Source organism: Flavobacterium sp., assembly GCF_044369455.1.
In the GTDB taxonomy this organism is placed as follows: domain Bacteria; phylum Bacteroidota; class Bacteroidia; order Flavobacteriales; family Flavobacteriaceae; genus Flavobacterium.
This window is the reverse complement of the sequence record NZ_JBIPLW010000004.1, coordinates 92,517-111,810: the sequence shown is the minus strand read 5'-3', so window position 1 is coordinate 111,810 and position 19,294 is coordinate 92,517. Positions and strand designations below refer to the sequence as shown.

The following is a 19,294-nucleotide window of genomic DNA, read 5'->3' as shown; positions in this document are numbered from 1 at the left end:
AAAAACTTATTAAGTATTTTATAAACTTTCTATTCAATTCTTAATTAAGTCTGAACTAATTTTTTATCTAAAAATAAAGTGTACCTTTGCACCGTCAAAAAAACACAGATGGAATCTATTAGAAACATTGCTATTATTGCTCACGTTGACCATGGTAAGACTACTTTGGTTGACAAAATTATGTATCACTGTCAACTTTTTCGTGATAACGAAAACACTGGTGACTTAATCTTGGATAATAACGACCTAGAGCGTGAACGCGGTATTACCATTACATCTAAAAACGTTTCAGTACAGTATAAAGGAACGAAAATTAACATTATTGATACTCCTGGTCACGCCGATTTTGGTGGTGAAGTAGAACGTGTGTTAAATATGGCGGATGGTGTTTGTTTATTGGTAGATGCATTTGAAGGTCCAATGCCACAAACTCGTTTCGTATTACAGAAAGCAATTGACTTAGGGTTGAAACCATGTGTTGTTATTAATAAAGTAGATAAAGAAAATTGTACTCCTGAAGAAGTACATGAAAAAGTTTTTGACTTAATGTTTGAATTAGGTGCTGAAGAGTGGCAATTGGATTTTCCAACCGTTTATGGTTCGGCTAAAAACAATTGGATGTCTGACCATTGGGAAAATATTACTGATAATGTAGAAGCATTATTAGATATGGTTGTTGAACATGTTCCTGCTCCAAAAGTTTCTGAAGGAACTCCTCAAATGCTGATTACTTCTTTAGATTTTTCTGCTTTTACTGGTCGTATTGCGATTGGTAGATTAGAAAGAGGCGTTTTAAAAGAAGGAATGCCAATTTCTCTTTGCAAAAGAGATGGTGTAATCATGAAATCTAGAATTAAAGAATTACATACTTTTGAAGGTTTAGGTCGTAAGAAAGTTCAAGAAGTTATTGCAGGAGATATTTGTGCAATTGTAGGTGTTGAAGGTTTTGAAATTGGTGATACTATTGCCGATTTCGAAAATCCAGAAGCTTTGCAGACAATCGCTATCGATGAACCAACAATGAGTATGTTGTTCACCATTAATGATTCTCCATTCTTTGGTAAAGAAGGAAAATTTGTAACTTCTCGACACATCCGTGAACGTTTGACAAAAGAATTAGAGAAAAACTTAGCGATGAAAATGGGCGAAACCGATTCGGCTGATAAGTTTATGGTTTTTGGTCGTGGCGTTTTGCACTTATCGGTTCTAATTGAAACGATGAGACGCGAAGGTTATGAATTGCAAATTGGTCAACCGCAGGTTATTATCAAAGAAATTGATGGTAAAAAATGTGAGCCCATTGAAGAATTAACAATCGATTTACCAGAATCACTTTCTGGAAGAGCGGTAGAATTCGTTACTGTTCGTAAAGGTGAAATGTTGAGTATGGAAACCAAAGGAGAACGTATGATTATAAAATTTAATATTCCGTCTCGTGGAATTATTGGTTTGCGTAATCAATTATTGACTGCTACCGCTGGTGAGGCTATTATGGCACACCGTTTTATAGGATATGAGCCTTTCAAAGGAGAAATTTCTGGACGTAACAAAGGGTCCTTGATTTCGATGGAAAAAGGTAAAGCAATTCCATATTCTATTGATAAATTACAAGATCGTGGCAAATTCTTCGTTGAACCAAATACTGAAATTTACGAAGGTCAAGTAATTGGGGAAAACTCTCGTGGAGATGACATGTGTGTGAACGTAACCAAAGAGAAAAAACAATCTAACGTTCGTTCTTCTGGAAATGACGAGAAAGCAAGAATTATTCCACCAATCATTTTCTCATTAGAAGAAGCATTAGAATACATTCAAAAAGATGAATATGTAGAGGTTACACCAAAATCTATTCGTTTGAGAAAAATTTATTTAAACGAAACCGACAGAAAACGATTCAAAGTTTAGATGTCACACTGAGCTTTACGAAGTGTTAAAATATTAAAATCCCAAATGCTAAATGTAGTCTTTGGGATTATTTATTAGAAGCTATTCCTGCCTGCCTGCCGGCAGGTCCAGCTTTCCGTTTCAATATCTTTATCAAAGTTAAAAACTTTGATAAAGATGATTTCCACTATAATATGGGCTAGGGCTTTAGTTTTTAATTAAAAACTCTAGCGGAATAGCAAACCGATCATGCCAAGCTTTTTCAGAATGGTCTTCACCTGGGAAATATTTAGTTACCCAATTATTTTTAGTATATCCTTTTGATTCTAGTATACTATCAACTTTTTTCTGAAGAGTAGGATATAAGGAGTCTAAGGTTTTATCACCATGGTCAAAGTAAATTCTATGATTTTTACGATTTGGCAATTTCTTTTTTAAATACATAAAAAATGTTTCCGGAATCGGATTGCTATCCAGTTGATAAATCCCAGTCCAATGTGTCGATAAGCAAGCTGCCGCTCCAAAAACATTTGGATATTCACAAATCGCATACATCGAAATCAATCCACCCATACTTGAGCCCGAAATAAATGTGTTGTTTTTATCTTTCTTTGTAGAAAAGGTTTTGTCAATAAAAGGTTTTAGTTCTTTAATTATAAATTTTAAATAGTTGTCAGAAATAGGGTTGAAGGTTTCCGTAATTTTATTTCTTTTTTGTAAGACATCTGAGATAAACTCCTTTTCTTTTTTAGTTAAAATTTTAAAAGCTCTCTGAGGATAATATTCAATATGACGTTTCTGCCCATTATTCCAAATACCAACGACAATAAACTTTTGAGTTTTTCCTTCAGCAATTAATTTTCCTGCAATTTCATCTACTTCCCATGCTTGCTTATTCCAAGTCATGTTTGGGTCAAAAAGCATCTGCCCATCATGCATATAAAGTACAGCATATTTTTCGTCTGCAGAATAATTATCAGGTAACCAAACATCAACATTTCGGGCATCAACATATTGCGACTTAAAGTTGGCAAAGCGCTGCACTTTTCCTGATGTTACTTTTACTTCTTGTGCATTAGAAATCATACCAATCAGTATAAAGATTGTGCTTATTATTTTCTGTTTCATAATCTATCGTTTTAAGGCAAAATGTCCTGTCTTAGTTCGTCCATCTGGTAACCGAATCGTAAACCAATAATCATCTGCGGGTAAGAGTTTGCCGTTAAATATCCCATCCCAACCCAACCCGGAAGCACTAATCTGTTTTAATAGTTTCCCGAAACGATCATAAATATAAATTACAGCTCCTGCATTCTGGGACAAAGGGTTGATGTCTTTGATGTTCCAATACTCATTATAACCATCACTATTAGGAGTGAAATAGTTTGGTATCTGAATCAGATAAAATTCTTTCTCAACTGTCCCGCAACCGTTTTTATCCCTGACATAAGCAGTATATTCCAAACCGTTTAAATTACTAAAAAGCGGACTGTCCTGAAAGTGAACTCCATCAATAGAATATTCATAAATTCCGGTTCCTGAAGCAACAATTTCGACAGCATTATTTTCATTAAAATCACGTACGACGATGTTATTAATAGTCGCGATTTCTGAACCTACAACTGTAAAGATTTTTATTTTAGTACAGTCAGCATCATTCGCAATGGTAACTTCATAGGTTCCGGGTGTAGAAACCTGAATGGATTCTGTTTCATCGCCTGCGACGGTATTCCAAAGATACGATTTGAATCCACCATCAGCTGTAAGCGTTACCAAATCATTATTGCAAATGGGAACAGTTTCATCTGTAATAATTTCAGGAAAAATGCTGATATTTAGCGTTACCGGGATAGCTGTATAACAATTACTGTTATTTATTTTTGCATAGATAACCTGCTGAAATGGCATAGTATTCTGAAATGAATCGGGGAGCGGCATTGTACTGGTTGGACTATCATAAAAACTAACCTGATAGCTTGATGGCAAATTTGAAAATAATGTCGGAACGATATCGCTTAAAAAGTCAATAGTAGAAATTCCGTCCTGAATAGCGTCTGTATCACAAAAAAAATAAGTATCCACGTCGATAATAAGCTGCGCAGCAAAATCTAAATCGATGTATGAAACGGTTGTACAGGTTGGCGAATAAGTTATAGCCACAGAATAGGTTCCGTTTTGTGCACTCGTATAAGGTGGATTAAATGTTAACGTACTTCCCGTTTCTCCTATAATTGGGCTTCCGTTGAAATTCCATTGATACAATTGTACACCAACAGGAGTAGTAACATTTAAAGTTAGACTTTCATCAAAACACACTGGATTATTATTGGTAAAAGTTCGGTCTGATCCCAAATCAGCACTAAAAGAAAAACTGCTTCCCTTTAAGAAAATGGCCGAGTCATATCTGTAATTACCTTCATCCGCAATAACCAGTTTTATATGGTATTGATTTCCGGGAATAACGCTTGACTGTGCTCGTAGAATCTTAGTCTGTCCATTAAAATTGGTTGGATATTCATTTGGATTAAAAGCATCAAAATACTGTTCGTTTTGTGCAGGACACGCACCCGGAATATCAGGATGTACACTCGTTACTTTTACGGGAATTGTTGTATTAGGAATTAAAGCAAGATTTTGATACGTTGGATTTGCGACTTCCTTTAACAAAAAAGCAAATCCGTCTGAGTACGTGCAAGGTGCATTTCCATGATATTCTTCGGAAGCAAAAATGTAGTCAAAACGTATTTGATTTCCCAGCGGAACAAAATCGAATTCCAAAACGGTAGCATTTAATGTATTGCTTACGCCTAATGCAGTATTTAAATCGAGATCGCCAATCCAGCCCATTCCATTGCCATCGTCTGAAACAAAACTGTTTGGCCCACGAGTATCAATAAGTTTTCCCGTGGTCAAAATAATGCCTTCCGCAAATGGAAAAGGAGAACCGTTAGCATTAAAATAACCCCAGCTTTTTTCACCCGTTATAAAATTTCCGCCAGACACAGAAACATTGGAAACAGAAGCACAGCCCGAATTAATCAGGACGTTCTCTATTAGCTGAAGCGGAGTATAGGTTTCATCTGTAGTTATGTATTGAGCCGAGGCTGCGCCATACATCAATAATAACAAGAGATGAGATTTTTTAAAAAACATTGTGGGTTTTTTTTCAGAAAACAAAGGTAACACTATCGTTTTAAAGTAAAATGACCCTTAGCATTTCGACCGTCTTCAAACTCAATACTATACCAATAGTCATCGCCAGGCATTGGCTTTCCGTTAAATGTTCCGTCCCAACCTAGACCTGTAGTTCCAATTTGCTTTAATAGTTTTCCGAATCGGTCAAAAATTAATATTCTGGATAAATAATTGAATTGAGCACTTACGCCTTTAACATTCCAATAATCATTATATCCGTCTCCGTTTGGAGTAAAATACTGTGGAATTCCGAGAACAGGAACTGTTATTGGTCCAACCGAACCACAACCATTTCGATCTCTAACATAAATTACATGAAGTCCCATAGGTACATTATTAAAGAGATTACCGCTTTGATAAGGACCATTAATATCATCAAGTGCAAATTCATAATCACCCAATCCAGTTACAGTTACTAAAATTGAATTGATGTCCGCCAAATCAAACACATCAATAGATTGAATACTGGCAATTTGAGAACCAGTAACCGTAATTACTCTAGTATTGGTACAGCCAAAAGCATTGGTAACATCTACACTGTAGACATTAGGTGTTGTTACAAGCAAAGTTGGTGTTGTAATACCCATTGGCGCAGCATTGGTATACCATGCATATTGATAGTCAGTACTTGGTGAACCATCAAGAATTCCGCCATCAATTAAAGCATCTGTTTCAGGTAAGCATATAACGATATCTTCTTCGAGGTCAATTTTTGGTGTTGGATTTACGATAAACGGAATACTATAGGTTGCAGGACAGCTTGTGTTTATTGGATTAGTAACGGTAACCAAAACGTTTTGTGTCCCCGTTCTAAACGGATTTGGTAACTGTGATAAAACTGTTCCGTTTTGAAGTGTATACGATATTAGCATTCCCGTTTGAGCACCCAATAGTGTTGATTGAAAAGTAGAAGTATCAAAATCAATCCATCCATTTTGATCGACTGGTATTGGTTCGTCATCACAAAATGTGGTTTTGTTTACAGGAATTGGGAAAACTTCGGGTAAATCATCTACAATAAATTGTAAAGTTACTACATCAAAACAAGCTTGTCCATTAGTTTGTGTTGTATTGTTATTTACTCTGATGGTTATTGTTTCGGTAACATTCACAAAAAACGGATTGGGTAAAGGAGATGCTAATTGCGCTCCATTGGCTCTAAAGTATTGCACATTTACACCAGTTTGTCCATTCAAAACTGCTGCTTCAATTCCTGAAGTATCAAAACCATAAATACCATCTTGGTCATCATCGCATTGACGAATTATGTTGCTAGCATTTACAGGATTTGCAGTAGGAACGGGTTCGACAACTACATCAAAAGTCTTTTTTCCGTAACAGGAATTGTCCAAAGGATTTTCAGCTCTAATCCAGATGGTTTGCACATTTGGGAAACCAATGTTTCTATAATTTGTAGTATTTGCAATGGCTAATGAGTTGCCCAAAGCATCAGTTTCGGCATTCAAATCAGCTTCAGTTTTATAATATTTTATGGTAATGTTTGGAGGTAATTCATTCAAAAGACTAGTTGTTATACTGCTAAAATCGAAAGGACCAGAAATTCCATCACTATCGTCATTAACCGCATCGAGAAAATCATCGCACAGATATTGATTTGGAATGACAAAATTGGCTGGAATTTGAGTAACCGAAACAATCAAATTTATAGTAGCCACACGAAAACAGCCGTTACTATTTTCTACTCTGGCATAAATTGTAGCGGTTCCAGAAGTATAAGCAAGAGGATTGGGGATTAAAAAAGTAGTATTTTCAGTATTTGCGGCTGCAAATGTGGTATAATAGGTGAATGTTTCATTCGAACTATTAGCCGAAATCACATCATTTTTTTGTGTCAAATTGAAGTTGGATATACCATTACCATCAACATTATCGCATTGTATTAAAGAAATTGGTGTTGTAATTACCGGTAACGGAAAGGTGGTTAAAATAGCTACTGCCGAAAATAAACCACAGGTATTTCCGTTTTTGTTTAGAAATACTCGGTATCGATAACCGCTCATTGTTGGTGAAACATTGGAAACCGATAAGCTTGCTGTAGTAGCTCCTGTATAGGTTGCATTATTTACTATAGTGTTCCAAGTTACTCCATTATCGGTTGAAAGTTGCCATTGATAAGAAGTTACTGCATTGGAAGTTACGTTAAAAGTGGCCGATTCTAATTCGCAAAATGGATTACTTACCGGTTGGACACTTATGGTAATGGGTGCTGCGGTAATATAATTTATATTCGGATTGCCATAACCCGTTCCGCTGGTTACCATTCCGTTAGTATTTATGGTAACTGGAGTTCCACCTAATATACCATCAAGATTACTGTCTAAATATCCTGCTTCGATGACATCGTTGCACAAATCATTATCGCTATCCACTTCTATATAATTTAATACTCCATCCGAGTCGGTATCGGCAATAATATAAATTGGATTTATTAAACCACTGTCAGGGGTAGTTTCTAGCGCATTAGATAATCCATTGCTGCCAAAATTAGAACCATCTATAACACCATTGTTATCAACATCGGTAATACCAAAACCTGTTTCATCAAGATCGTGAATTCCATCGTTATCGGAATCTAAATCGAGATAATTTGGGATGTTATCAGTATCATTATCGTCAGGTGTAATACCTGTTCCAAAAATATCATCTATACCATCAGCATTTACATCTACATTTGATAATGTAGCAATTGTATTTCCTTGAGATTCTATAAAATCGAGTATACCATCATTGTCACTATCATAATCATTTTGGTCAGCAACTCCGTCACCATCGGAATCTTTTGGAATACAGGTAGCAATTAATCTCAAAGCCACTTTGCTCGTACTTGTGTCCGAAAGATTGATGTTGGTTATAGTAATCGAATTGATTAAATTTCCTCTTATGGAAAACGTACCGGTTCCAGCTGCTAATAAAACACTACTATTTAATCGGAATCTGATTTCAAAAGAAGAATATTGTGTAATACCACTTTCATAAAATCCGTCATAATTTGTATCAATTAATAACTGATTATTTGGATCTAAAATGGTTAAAGTCTTATTGACAGGACAAGATATTCTGATTTCTGTTGAAGAACTAAATAAATCAGTTGGATTAGCCACCGAAGCATATTGGATTGCTAAACTTATTGGTGATGTAAAATTGGAGACAGTATAACTTACAGAGTTGTCCTTTCCTAGTGCCGCCTCTGTAACAAAATTCCCATTGCTATCACCAACAATTGGAGTGACGGAAGGCGTTCCTGTTCCTGAAAAACTAATAGCTCCGGTATAAGGATTACTATAACTGCTAGCTATAGCAATTGTCCCTGCAGTTGTAGTAGTTAAATTAAAATTTTGATCACCAAATGATTCAGTACAATTAGTAATTCCGTCATTGTCATTGTCAAGATCAGCGTTGTCGTTACTACCATCATTATCGCTATCAGCAGCGCAGGAGCTGACCGGAATCCTATCAGAATCCTTAGGCGTTGTACAACCTGCAATAGTTGCTGAAACGTAATAATAACCAGGTCCATATCCGCTTGGCGGGTCTAATGGTTGATACAAATTGTTAGTAGCTCCTGGAATTGTATTTCCATTAAAATTCCATTGAAAAATATCGTAAGGATTCAGTGAACTTACTTTTAAAATGCTGTTAGGAATACAACCTAATAGCGAACTGCTTACCTCATCGAAAGAAATTTCAGGCTTAAATGTAAATCCAGAATAGTATCCACCAAAAGTTGCTGCCCCCAATGATCCATAAGCGGCAAGATATAATTCTTTATCAGAAAATACTGAAACATTTCCTCCCACACCGGTCAATACATAGGTTTCATAATTTGCATTTCCAACAACAGAAAAAGGACCACTAACGGTTACTCCTAAAGAGGGTAAACTTGCTAATGTATAGTTCGTACCATTGATTATAAAACTCAAAATAGCACCTGACTTAGTTGCAATAGTAATTCTTCCAAAGTCAAATTCTGTTGGTCCTATATTCTCAATAAAAGGAATATTATCAATAACTCTCGGCGTTTGACAACTTAAAGGCGGAACAAAAAACAACTCCTGATTCCTTTGATCTTCTATGCTCGGGTCACTAGAGTCTCCTATGGCTTGATAAGCAAAAACCTGTTTGTCAGAACTTAAAAATAAATTCCCGTTCGCAGTAAAATTGGATCCGTCTAATGCCAAATAGTCCCCGGCATTAGCAATAGTAAAAGTAGGCGCTCCTCCATTAAGGGTTACAGTAGTATTATCTTGGTCGGCTACTAATAGTATCTTTTCTACCTCATTAACACCAGTGCTTTTTATAAAAATATAGTCATTAGTTAATAAATTTTCAGCCGGTACGATTTGGTCAAAGCCTAAATCTAAATTTCCCATAGCATTTGATCCTCCAAAAGAACCGCAGTTTAAAGCAATAGGTTTATCTGCCTCAATTAAAGTACCTATTAGCCCATCTTTGTTAGCTGGGTTTGGCCCCTGAACTGCCATAACATAGCTTTCCCCAAGATTTAAGGTGACGCTAAATGGATTGCTTCCTGTGCTACTATTTACAAGTTGTACACTGGGTTTCATTCCGCTAAAATTTATTGTTGTATTGTTTTCTGTTGCTAAGACAGAAATGAAAGTGTAATGAAATTCAGCGTATGTTTGAACTAAAGTATTCGTAAAAGCCCCAGCTCTAAATCGACGTCCAAGTGCTGCCAAACCTTTTGACACTAATTGACCAGCTTGATTAGGACCACTAAAACCTTGAGCAGCTGTTACTCTAACAGAAACATAGACTAAGTCATCCGCTTCTACAACGTACCCTTTATTATTTAAAACAGTACTTGTACTACCTTCATCAACATGCATTTGTGTATTTGTACCTGAGCCTATAAAATATACATACGGAGAATCTCTGGTAACAGTTCCGATTACTGTTGTAGCTCCAAATTGAACAATCCTAAAATTTACTGGACTTGTATTTGGTGTTGAGATGTACATGTATTGATCTATAACAAGCGAACTGGGATTGCTTGAACCGGAAAGCGGCGGAATATAATGCGTCTTACTAAATTGTGCAAAACAATTTATCGAGATGAAGACAGAAAATAATAAAAACAATAACCTCTTTTTCATGCGCTAAAAATAGCAAAAAATTAGAAAACATATAGAGAAATTAATCTATTTATGTTTTCTTTAAGAATTGATGGATGTTTGATTATAAATCTCGTTTTTTGATTATGGTATACGATAGAAAAATAAAAATTGCTGTCCAAAGTAAAACAATTAAAATTGATGTAAAATGTACATCATAATCTTTAATCCCTTTTTCTCCTACAGCACTTTGGATATTTTTAATAATAGATAATCTTGAAAAAGGTTCAATGATAAGATTACTCATAGACTCTAGTGGCATAAAAGCATAAAAATCGTCAACTTTTGAACTTCTGTTGAAGATTTCAAACTTAAAAATACCGTAAGATATTTTTTCTACGATAAACCAAATCAATAGAAAACCTAGCGCGAATGCAGAACGTTTTACTAGAATTCCTAAAAACAAACAGAAAGAGAAAAAGCCAACAAGTTTTACAAAATAGGCCAGCAAATATTCTATATCGGACAATACTATCCCAAGTTCGGTATAAGACGAAAAGCTATATCCCAATATTAATGACATCACAAAAACAAACACTGTAGAAGCAAAGGCAAAAAGGATGACGGTCAAAAATTTGGAGAGTATAAATTCCTTTTTACTCATGCCATCGATGAGGTTTTGTTTTAGCGTGCCATAACTGTATTCGTTTGCCATCATTGAAACAATAACAATGGCAAGAAATAATTTTAGAATTGATGCGATGTAGGTATTGAAATGCCAAATATAGGGGAAATTGAAAATCCCCATTTCAGCAAAATGCAATTTGAAGGTACCAATATCAAATTTAATCGAAGCTATTAAAGCAATAAAAGAAAGTATGACAAAATAACTAATAGTCAATATTCTACTAGCTCTGTTTTTCCAGATTTTTTGTAATTCAATGGCGAGTAATCTTTTCATGATTTGGATTTTAGTTGTTGGTTAAAGCTAAAAATTGTTCTTCTAAACTTAGTTTTTTGTTGACCAAATGGTTTAGTACAATTCCTTTGTCAAATAAATATTTGTTCAATAGGCCAGCATCCACTTTGTCTTTGAAATGAACAATCACTTTTCCTTCCGCTTCCGAAATTTTTTCAAAATTTGGATGATTTTTTAGTGCTTCAATTAACAAACTGTTGTTCTCAGCTTTTAATTCAAAAAAGCCCATTTGATTAGTCATTCCGTCGACAGTTCCCGAATAAAGAATTTCTCCAAAACGCAAAACCAAGACATGACTGCACACTTTTTCAACTTCGTCTAATAAATGTGAAGCCAAGAGAATTGTAGTTCCTTGAGATGCAATACGTTTGATGATATCTCGAATTTGATGAATTCCTTGTGGGTCCAGACCGTTAGTTGGTTCATCTAAAATTAAAATTTCGGGATCGTTTAACAGGGCAGAAGCAATAGCCAATCGTTGTTTCATTCCTAGTGAAAAGGTTTTGAACTTGCTGTCTTTTCTATCAATCAATCCAACAATTTCGAGCTTTTCGGTAATTTTTGAATAGTCTATTCCTTTAATTTTGCAAACCAACTCCAGATTTTCTTTGGCTGTCATGTAAGGATAAAAATTAGGTCTTTCAATAATGGCTCCGACTTTTTTCAAAGCATCATGAGTTTCCATAGTGCCATTAAACCAACTGTATTCGCCAGAAGTTTTGTTGACCACATTCAATACAATTCCAAGAGTAGTAGATTTTCCTGAACCATTTGGTCCAAGAATTCCGTATACATTGCCTTTATGTATTTCGAGGGAAACGTCTTTTACAGCATGTATTTTGCCATAACGTTTGTTGAGTTTTTTTATTGAAAGAATAGTTGTTTCCAAAGGATTAGTTTTTGAGATTAAAAGTAGGACGAATAAACTGTGACTATGTTACTATAAATTATTAAAATTCAAATTACAGTAGGGTTATATCATTTATAAGGAACAATGATTGGTTGTCCAACTTGGAAAGCGGGCAATGATAAATCGCTGTTTTTCAAAGAATTGCTCCTAAAAACATTTGATCCTTCAAAAGGAATAGAAGGATAAAAGGATATGGAAATTTGGAAATTATCAAAAACTAAATAATCATTATTAATCAATACACCCAAACTAAATTTCGAATACAATTTACTAGCAAATAAAGTATTAGTATCATCGCCCAGCAGTCCAAATGTCATATTATAAAAGGGGCTAAAGTGAAATCCGTGCCAATTTCCAGGTACATAGGTTTGTGTTTGAAATGAAGTTGTAATTTTTTTGGTGCCATTTAGTAAAGGATTATTTAACCCAGAAATTCCATTTTCATCTGTAATCATAATGCGGTCTTTTATAATTGGAACTCTATTATTTCCGAGCACTACGATTGGTTTGATAAATTGTCTTACTTTCCAATTGCCAAGGTTTATTAATTTTGAGAAATAGACAAGCTCAAATCTAAAAGTACTTTCCTCACTGTTGCCATTAGAATAAAAACTTCCCAATTCTGTATTCAAACTCAAGTAACCAAACGAAAAATAATATCCATAGGCAAATCGTCCACCAAAGTAAGCTCGTTTTTGCTCATTTTTATCTTGAAATCCCGCTGTAATTGAGTAAACTTGTCCAAAAGGAACATCTTCAATAATTCCAAAATTGAATAAATATTTATCTTGAAAAAATTTTTGAGTATTGATACCAATGCTTGTTAAGTATAATTTTTCGGAGGCATAAAAGTGGTATGGATCATATTCTTCTGATGGTGTTTCAAGATAATTGACATTTTTGTAACCAACTGTTGTTACTAGATTTGTAGTTCTAAAATCAATATTTTTTCCTTTAAAGATTTGAAATGAATGTCCGAACCAATATTCTTGAGTTTCTAGTTTGAAAATCTGATCTTCAAAAACACTATTTTTATCTGGTAGTGAATCCCTATAAAATTTATTTTCAAAATAGACACCACCAGCCAATCGTGTTAATGGAGAGAAAAAAGTTCGATCAACACGAGCACTTTTTGTAGTATAATTATCCAACGAATTTTCATAAATAAATGTGGAATTGATGTAAGTATTTTTAAAATTTGGGATAGAATATCTTCCATAATAGGAATTTTGTCCGTTGTCAAAACGGTTTTTAAAATCATTTTCAAATTCATGCCCTAAACCTAGAAAGTTTTTTTCTGTTATACCATAGCTAGCTTGCGAACTTGTAATGGCAAAATCAGGAACTAAACTCCAAGAGTCTAATACACGAACTGAAATATCAATTGAGTCTCTGCAATTTGGAATTTCAACGGGTTTAATGATAACACTTCTAACATAGCGTTGCTTTCTTATTAAACGTTCCGATTCTTTTACTACAAGAGAATCTAAAAGTTCATTTTTTTTAAAAAGCAATAGGTTTCTAATAGTCCATTTTTTGGTATTGACGTGCAACTTGTTTCCAAGTTTTTCAATGCTTTTTTCGGGCGCGTCTTTATAATTATCAACTGCATAGCCAAAAGGTTCGAGCGTTGCTATGTCGATGTTTCTTATGATTTTCCCTTCGTATCTTTCAAATGATTTTTTAATAAAATAAGCATTTCTTTTATCTAATGAACTTGCGCTTGATTTGCGATTCGATTTAAATAGAAGTTTATAAATAGCTTGGTTAAATTTATTTTTTTTGGAATAATTTTCAATCTTTTTATAGACTTTAATCGAATCGTTTCCGCTGTTTTTTACTTGCGCCTTGGAAGTTATGTAAGCAAGAAAAAACAATAGCAATCCGAAGAGTAACTTTTTATTCATGTGGTTGAACCATTTTAACAAATATAGAGAAATATAGTGGCTGTTTTATTGATTTTAACATTGGTAATCATTTGTGTCCGATAAAAAAGAATAAATAAATTTTTAACACAATGTTTATTATGAATTTTAACATGTCGCTCCGCTGGAGCTCGTTTTTTTGAATAACATTTTTTCTACAAACATAAAGTCCCGATGGGACTAAAATAGCTCCTTTAGGAGCGATATGTTTGTAGAAAATTGAATTATTATTGAAAATATAGCTCCATCGGAGCGACATTTTCATTATTGATTAAAATTTATCGGACAACAATAATTTCAAATAGCGAATTCTAAATAGAGCATCTAAAAACAAGCAAATCACTTGAAATGCTTATAAATAGTAGCTTTTCAATTTTTTATCGGACAACAATAATTGGTAATATTCTATAAAAAAAATCCACAACCGTTTTACCAATTGAGGATTAGATTCTGAACACTTTTTTCTGAACACTAAGAACTAACTTTTTTGTTCTTTATTGAAATAAACTAAGTAGTAATACATTTGCTTTTCTTCATCCCAACCTTTTTCAACATATTTCTCAGCAGTTTCTGAATTGATGAAATCTATTTTAATTTGAATATTAGTATCCAAATTAATCACATTTTTAATACTTCTTCTAGCATCAGAAACGGCTCCGTTTGCTATTGGGAAAGTCGTAACATCTTCAATACTATACTTTTCGCCTTTGTCTACTTTATAATTTTTAAACTCCGGAATTAAATCAGGATTGTCCAACACTTCATTCAAGAAATTACTTTCTTCAAACTGGTCGTTTTTGGCAAAATAATTCACCGAACGGTTCATAAACATTACTTCTTCTTTCTTGTCTTCGGCAGGAAAAACAACATCTTTAGCAAAGTTTTGACAGAATTTCAAATACTTTTTGGTATAGAAATTTTCGTCCTGAAAAGCATCCACCGAAAGGAAATGTTCCAACCAATATCTCGCATCATAACGGTTGCTATCAACAGTTAAAATCTTATAACCTTCTTCTTTTTTGTGGTTGAATATTAAACATCCTTTGTCCAGTTTGTTCAAATTTATTCCTTGTTGCAATATCATTTCGAGTGTTGTGCCTTTTTCTTCAAACTGCATAAAATCAGTTTGTATTTCACTTTTGAAAACTCCTACGGCATCCACTATAGTATTGTCAATATTCAGATTGGTGATATGCGCAACATATACTTCTCCATTCTTGATGTGTGGGTGATTGGATTGTTCAAAAAGGTGTTTGGTTATCTTTTTTGACACTTCATGCGTATCACTTGGATTAGAGAAAATCTCGGTTACCAAGTTGAACATATCGTTGTACTCTATATCTACTTCGTGAGCAAACTGGAAATAGTTTTCTTCTTTATCGCGGAAAGGTTTGAAGAAATATTCCTTTAAAAGCGGCACAATTTCATCATTCAAATTATAAGGTTGCTCCGAAAGAAATATCGCTTCGTTACGACTTTTGTTTCCCACACGGTGAATGGATAAGGATTCTATGTGGGCGTTGAATAGGTTTAGCATTGTTTGAGGTTTATGGTTGTTTAAAGGTTTAAGGTTGTTTAAAGGTTTAAGGTTGTTTAAGGTTGTTTAAGGTTGTTTAAAGTTGTTTACTTGATAAATTTTGTGCCTTTAAAATCTTTTTTGTTTAGATAAGTTATAAAATTGTGTATTTTGATGCTTAATTTTTCGTAGTCTGAAACTAATAGTTTTTGTTGTTCTTCATTGATATAATCATTGTCAAAAAGTAGATATACTTGAGATCGAGTTTCTCCAGATGAACCTTTTGCTACAGATAAAAATTGTCGAAATTCTATGTTACCGTCTCTCTCAAATCCTTCAGCAATATTATCCATTACTGAACCAGAGGAACCTTTGATTTGTTCTTTAAATTTATAATCGGTTTTAAGTTGAGTAGTTTTTGAGATGATAATAATTTCTTTTGAAAGTCTTCTAGCTTCTTGCCAAATTTCCAAATCTTCAAAACGTTTTACAGTAGCCATACTAACAATTTTAAACAACTTTAAACAACTTTAAACAACTTTAAACAATATTAAACTCTAAACAACATTAAACCCTAAACAATCCTAAACTCTAAACAATTTTAAACAACCTTAAACAACTTTAAACTCTAAACAATTTTAAACAATTTTAAACTTTTTCCTAATTCCAATTCTCCTCAAACCCAAAATCCTCAAAGTTATCTTCGCCACCAAAAGCATCTAGATCATCTTCATCTAGGTCATCTTCAAACTCTGAATAAAAATCTTCTCCTTCGGCTTCAAACTCTTTTTCGGGGGCAATAGCAGGTAATTCGCCATGAGAGAATAGCAAGCTTGGATAGGTTTCTCCTGCTTGCGCTTCTTCTACAGAGGCAAGTTCAACTAAGAATGTCCACATATTGATAAAATCGTATACATAAATTATTTTGGTTTGCTCTTCATCAAGTATATGATTCAATTGATAGTCTGCCATTGTTTTTTGCTCACCTGGAGTATCTCCAATATCAAACATCGGGATTTCATCTTCCTGATTCCAGTTATCATCACAGGTATAAAACGAAGCAACTTCTAATCCGTCAAAGCCAAAAGAATTGACAATTGCATTGTGAAAGTCTTCTAAAGTATCTTCTTCATGAATCGCAATATCTCTAAAAACATCTTCTTCAGCGTCTAGAATTGCTCTAAATTTATAAATCATAATCGTATTTTTTGTAAGCAAACAAAGGTAAAATATTAATCATGACCCTAACACTATAAATTCAATTTATTTTAAATAATAACTCTACGCATAATGAATTTTTGAAATGAAATGACATAATAAAGTATCGACGAAATGCATCAAAAAAGAAAGAAATGTAACTCTATCGAGTTTTATGGTAGTTTAACGATTAAGTTAGTTTAAGCACATCAATTGCAGTAATTTAGCTTTAATAATCTGAAAAAAAACAAGAATAACTACTTGATATAAAAGGGAAGAAGTTCTTTAATGATAAATATCCTGTCAGATAATTAATAATTCAAACTGAAGACTACCTGTTCTTAACGGAACAGGTTTTTTTTTGCAATTCATCTCCAAAAAATGACATTTCGGTAAATTTTAATTGTACAGATTTAGTCTTTTATTGAATTTTGCTTCATCACAGTAAAACTTATGAAGACTTTCTATACTTTTTTATTTTTAATAGTAGCTTTAACCAGTAATGCGCAGCAAACCATTTCCGGAATGGTGATAGATGAAAAAAACAAACCCATTGGTGGTGCCAATGTTTTTATCGAAGGTACTTATGACGGAAGTTCTTCTGATGAACAAGGAAATTTTAGTTTTACTACAACTGCTCCGGGCAACCAAACTTTGGTGATTAGTTTTTTGACTTATGAAACCTTGAAACTTGCTATTGATGTGGCTACTTATAAAAATGGTACTATCCTACTAAAGGAAAGTAGTAACACGCTTGATGTGGTGGTCATTACTGCAGGAACCTTTAGTGCGGGAGAAAAAAGCAGGGTTTCGGTTTTGAAACCTTTGGATATAGTTACTACTGCCGGTTCGGCAGGCAATATTATTGCGGCGTTGCAAACCTTACCCGGAACACAAAACGTGGGCGAAGATGGACGGCTGTATGTTCGTGGTGGCGAAGCCGACGAAACCCAAACTTTTGTAGACGGCATCAGAGTGGCACAGCCGTATGGTGCAACAACCAATAATTTGCCCACTCGTGGACGATTTTCTCCTTTCTTGTTCAGTGAAATTTCATTTTCTACTGGTGGTTATTCGGCGGAATATGGCGAAGCGTTATCGAGCGTTTTATTGCTCAACACGATTGACGAACCCGACCAGAACAAAACCGATATTTCCTTGATGACCGTGGGATTAGGGTTGAGTAATACCCAAAAATGGGAAAAAAGTTCGCTAAGTATTAATACTGCCTATATTGATTTAGCGGCTTACCAAGTAGCCATTCCTCAAAATGTAGATTGGAACAGGCCTTTTCAATCGTTTTCGGGTGAAGCGGTGTATCGTTATAATTTTGCTAACGGTATTTTTAAGGCCTATGCCGCTTTTGACGCTTCACGTTTTGATATAAACCAAGAAGATATCAATCAGCCAGAGCCCGTGAGAGTGGATTTGAACAACACTAATTTTTATTTCAATTCTTCTTATAAAGGAAATTTTGGTGGCAACTGGCAACTATTTACTGGATTGAGTTATGGTTACGGACAAAATAAAATTGGCATAGATTCTAATGATGTAAACAATAATGAACACGCATCTCATTTGAAATTAAAACTCACCAAAAAACTTTCAGACAAAGTAAAACTGGCTTTTGGAAGTGATTATTTTATTACCAAATTTGATGAAGATTTTAATACTACTTTCTCCAACGGTTATGATGCTACTATTGCTGCTCTTTATACCGAAGCGGATATTTTCTTTTCCAAAAAGTTTGCAGCTAAAGTAGGTTTAAGAGCTTCAAATAATGATTGTATTAATGAAAACACTATTTCTCCAAGAGCTTCATTGGCTTATAAAGTTTCAAAAAACAGTCAGTTTGCTTTTGCCTATGGCGATTTTGAACAAGCACCACGACAAGAGTATTTGAAGTACTCAAATCAGTTTGAAACCGAAAAAGCGTCACACTATATTTTGAATTACCAATACACCAAAAACAGTAAAACGTTGCGAGCTGAAGTGTATTACAAGGGGTACACAGATTTAGTTAAATATGACACCGAAAGAGCACAATTCAATTCTCAATTTTCGAATGCTGGAAATGGTTATGCTAAAGGATTGGATGTTTTTTGGAGAGATGGAAACAGTATTAAAAATCTAGAATATTGGATTTCGTATTCCTACATTGATACTAAAAGAGATTATCAAAATTTTACAGCTACCGTAACACCGAGTTTTGTGGCCAGTCATAGTTTGTCAGTAGTTACAAAATATTGGATTTCCGACTGGAAGTCGCAAGTTGGTTTCACACATCAATTTAGTACAGGAAGACCTTATAACAATCCAAACGAAACCGTTTTTATGAATGGTAAAACAAAGTCCTTTAATAATTTAAGTTTCAATTGGGCGTATTTGCTAACACAGCAAAAGATTTTGTATTTCTCCATTTCTAATGTTTTAGGAACTCAAAATGTTTTTGGGTATAATTATGCCAATACACCCAATGCTAATGGCATTTATGAAAGAAAAGAAATTATCCCAACAGCAGATCGATTTTTCTTCGTGGGTTTCTTTTGGACTATCAGTGATAATAAAAAAGACAATCAATTAAACAATCTATAA

Annotated in this window: 11 protein-coding genes; 2 read left to right on the top strand and 9 right to left on the bottom strand. The window is 34.1% G+C overall.

Features of this window, described 5'->3' with window-relative positions:
• The first annotated feature begins 108 nt into the window (after positions 1-108).
• On the top strand, positions 109-1,905 hold the full coding sequence (gene typA / locus ACIQ2L_RS05495; RefSeq protein WP_396157115.1) for a translational GTPase TypA: 1,797 nt from the start codon (positions 109-111) through the stop codon (positions 1,903-1,905).
• A gap of 186 nt (positions 1,906-2,091) precedes the next feature.
• Here the strand turns inward: typA and ACIQ2L_RS05490 are convergent, their stop codons facing one another.
• The 9 genes from ACIQ2L_RS05490 to ACIQ2L_RS05450 all read right to left on the bottom strand — a co-directional run bounded on the left by ACIQ2L_RS05490 (position 2,092) and on the right by ACIQ2L_RS05450 (position 16,699).
• Positions 2,092-3,012 carry an alpha/beta hydrolase gene (locus tag ACIQ2L_RS05490; protein ID WP_396157114.1) on the bottom strand — a complete coding sequence of 307 codons (921 nt, stop codon included), beginning with the start codon at positions 3,010-3,012 and terminating at the stop codon, positions 2,092-2,094.
• A gap of 3 nt (positions 3,013-3,015) precedes the next feature.
• Positions 3,016-5,037 carry a choice-of-anchor L domain-containing protein gene (locus ACIQ2L_RS05485; RefSeq protein ID WP_396157113.1) on the bottom strand — a complete coding sequence of 674 codons (2,022 nt, stop codon included), beginning with the start codon at positions 5,035-5,037 and terminating at the stop codon, positions 3,016-3,018.
• 32 nt (positions 5,038-5,069) lie between these two features.
• Entirely contained in the window at positions 5,070-10,079 is a 5,010-nt protein-coding gene (locus ACIQ2L_RS05480) for a T9SS type B sorting domain-containing protein (protein WP_396157112.1), read from the bottom strand.
• Positions 10,080-10,296: 217 nt separating this feature from the next.
• Positions 10,297-11,133, bottom strand: a complete 837-nt coding sequence (locus ACIQ2L_RS05475) for an ABC transporter permease (protein WP_396157110.1) — start codon at positions 11,131-11,133, stop codon at positions 10,297-10,299.
• Between the two features lie 10 nt (positions 11,134-11,143).
• Positions 11,144-12,040: an ABC transporter ATP-binding protein gene (locus ACIQ2L_RS05470; RefSeq protein WP_396157109.1), complete on the bottom strand. Its 897-nt coding sequence runs from the start codon at positions 12,038-12,040 to the stop codon at positions 11,144-11,146.
• Positions 12,041-12,129: 89 nt separating this feature from the next.
• Positions 12,130-13,968 (bottom strand): hypothetical protein, encoded by a 1,839-nt coding sequence (locus tag ACIQ2L_RS05465; protein WP_396157108.1) that lies wholly within the window; start codon positions 13,966-13,968, stop codon positions 12,130-12,132.
• 496 nt (positions 13,969-14,464) lie between these two features.
• The gene (locus ACIQ2L_RS05460) at positions 14,465-15,523 is read right to left on the bottom strand and encodes a nucleoid-associated protein (RefSeq protein WP_396157107.1); all 1,059 of its coding nucleotides are present in this window, start codon (positions 15,521-15,523) and stop codon (positions 14,465-14,467) included.
• Positions 15,524-15,609: 86 nt separating this feature from the next.
• A complete protein-coding gene (locus ACIQ2L_RS05455) occupies positions 15,610-16,002 on the bottom strand; it encodes a four helix bundle protein (protein WP_396157106.1) in 393 nt (130 codons plus the stop codon).
• A gap of 160 nt (positions 16,003-16,162) precedes the next feature.
• A complete protein-coding gene (locus tag ACIQ2L_RS05450) occupies positions 16,163-16,699 on the bottom strand; it encodes a hypothetical protein (protein ID WP_396157105.1) in 537 nt (178 codons plus the stop codon).
• A gap of 453 nt (positions 16,700-17,152) precedes the next feature.
• Here ACIQ2L_RS05450 and ACIQ2L_RS05445 point away from each other — a divergent pair, with 453 nt between their 5' ends.
• The gene (locus ACIQ2L_RS05445) at positions 17,153-19,294 is read left to right on the top strand and encodes a carboxypeptidase-like regulatory domain-containing protein (RefSeq protein WP_396157104.1); all 2,142 of its coding nucleotides are present in this window, start codon (positions 17,153-17,155) and stop codon (positions 19,292-19,294) included.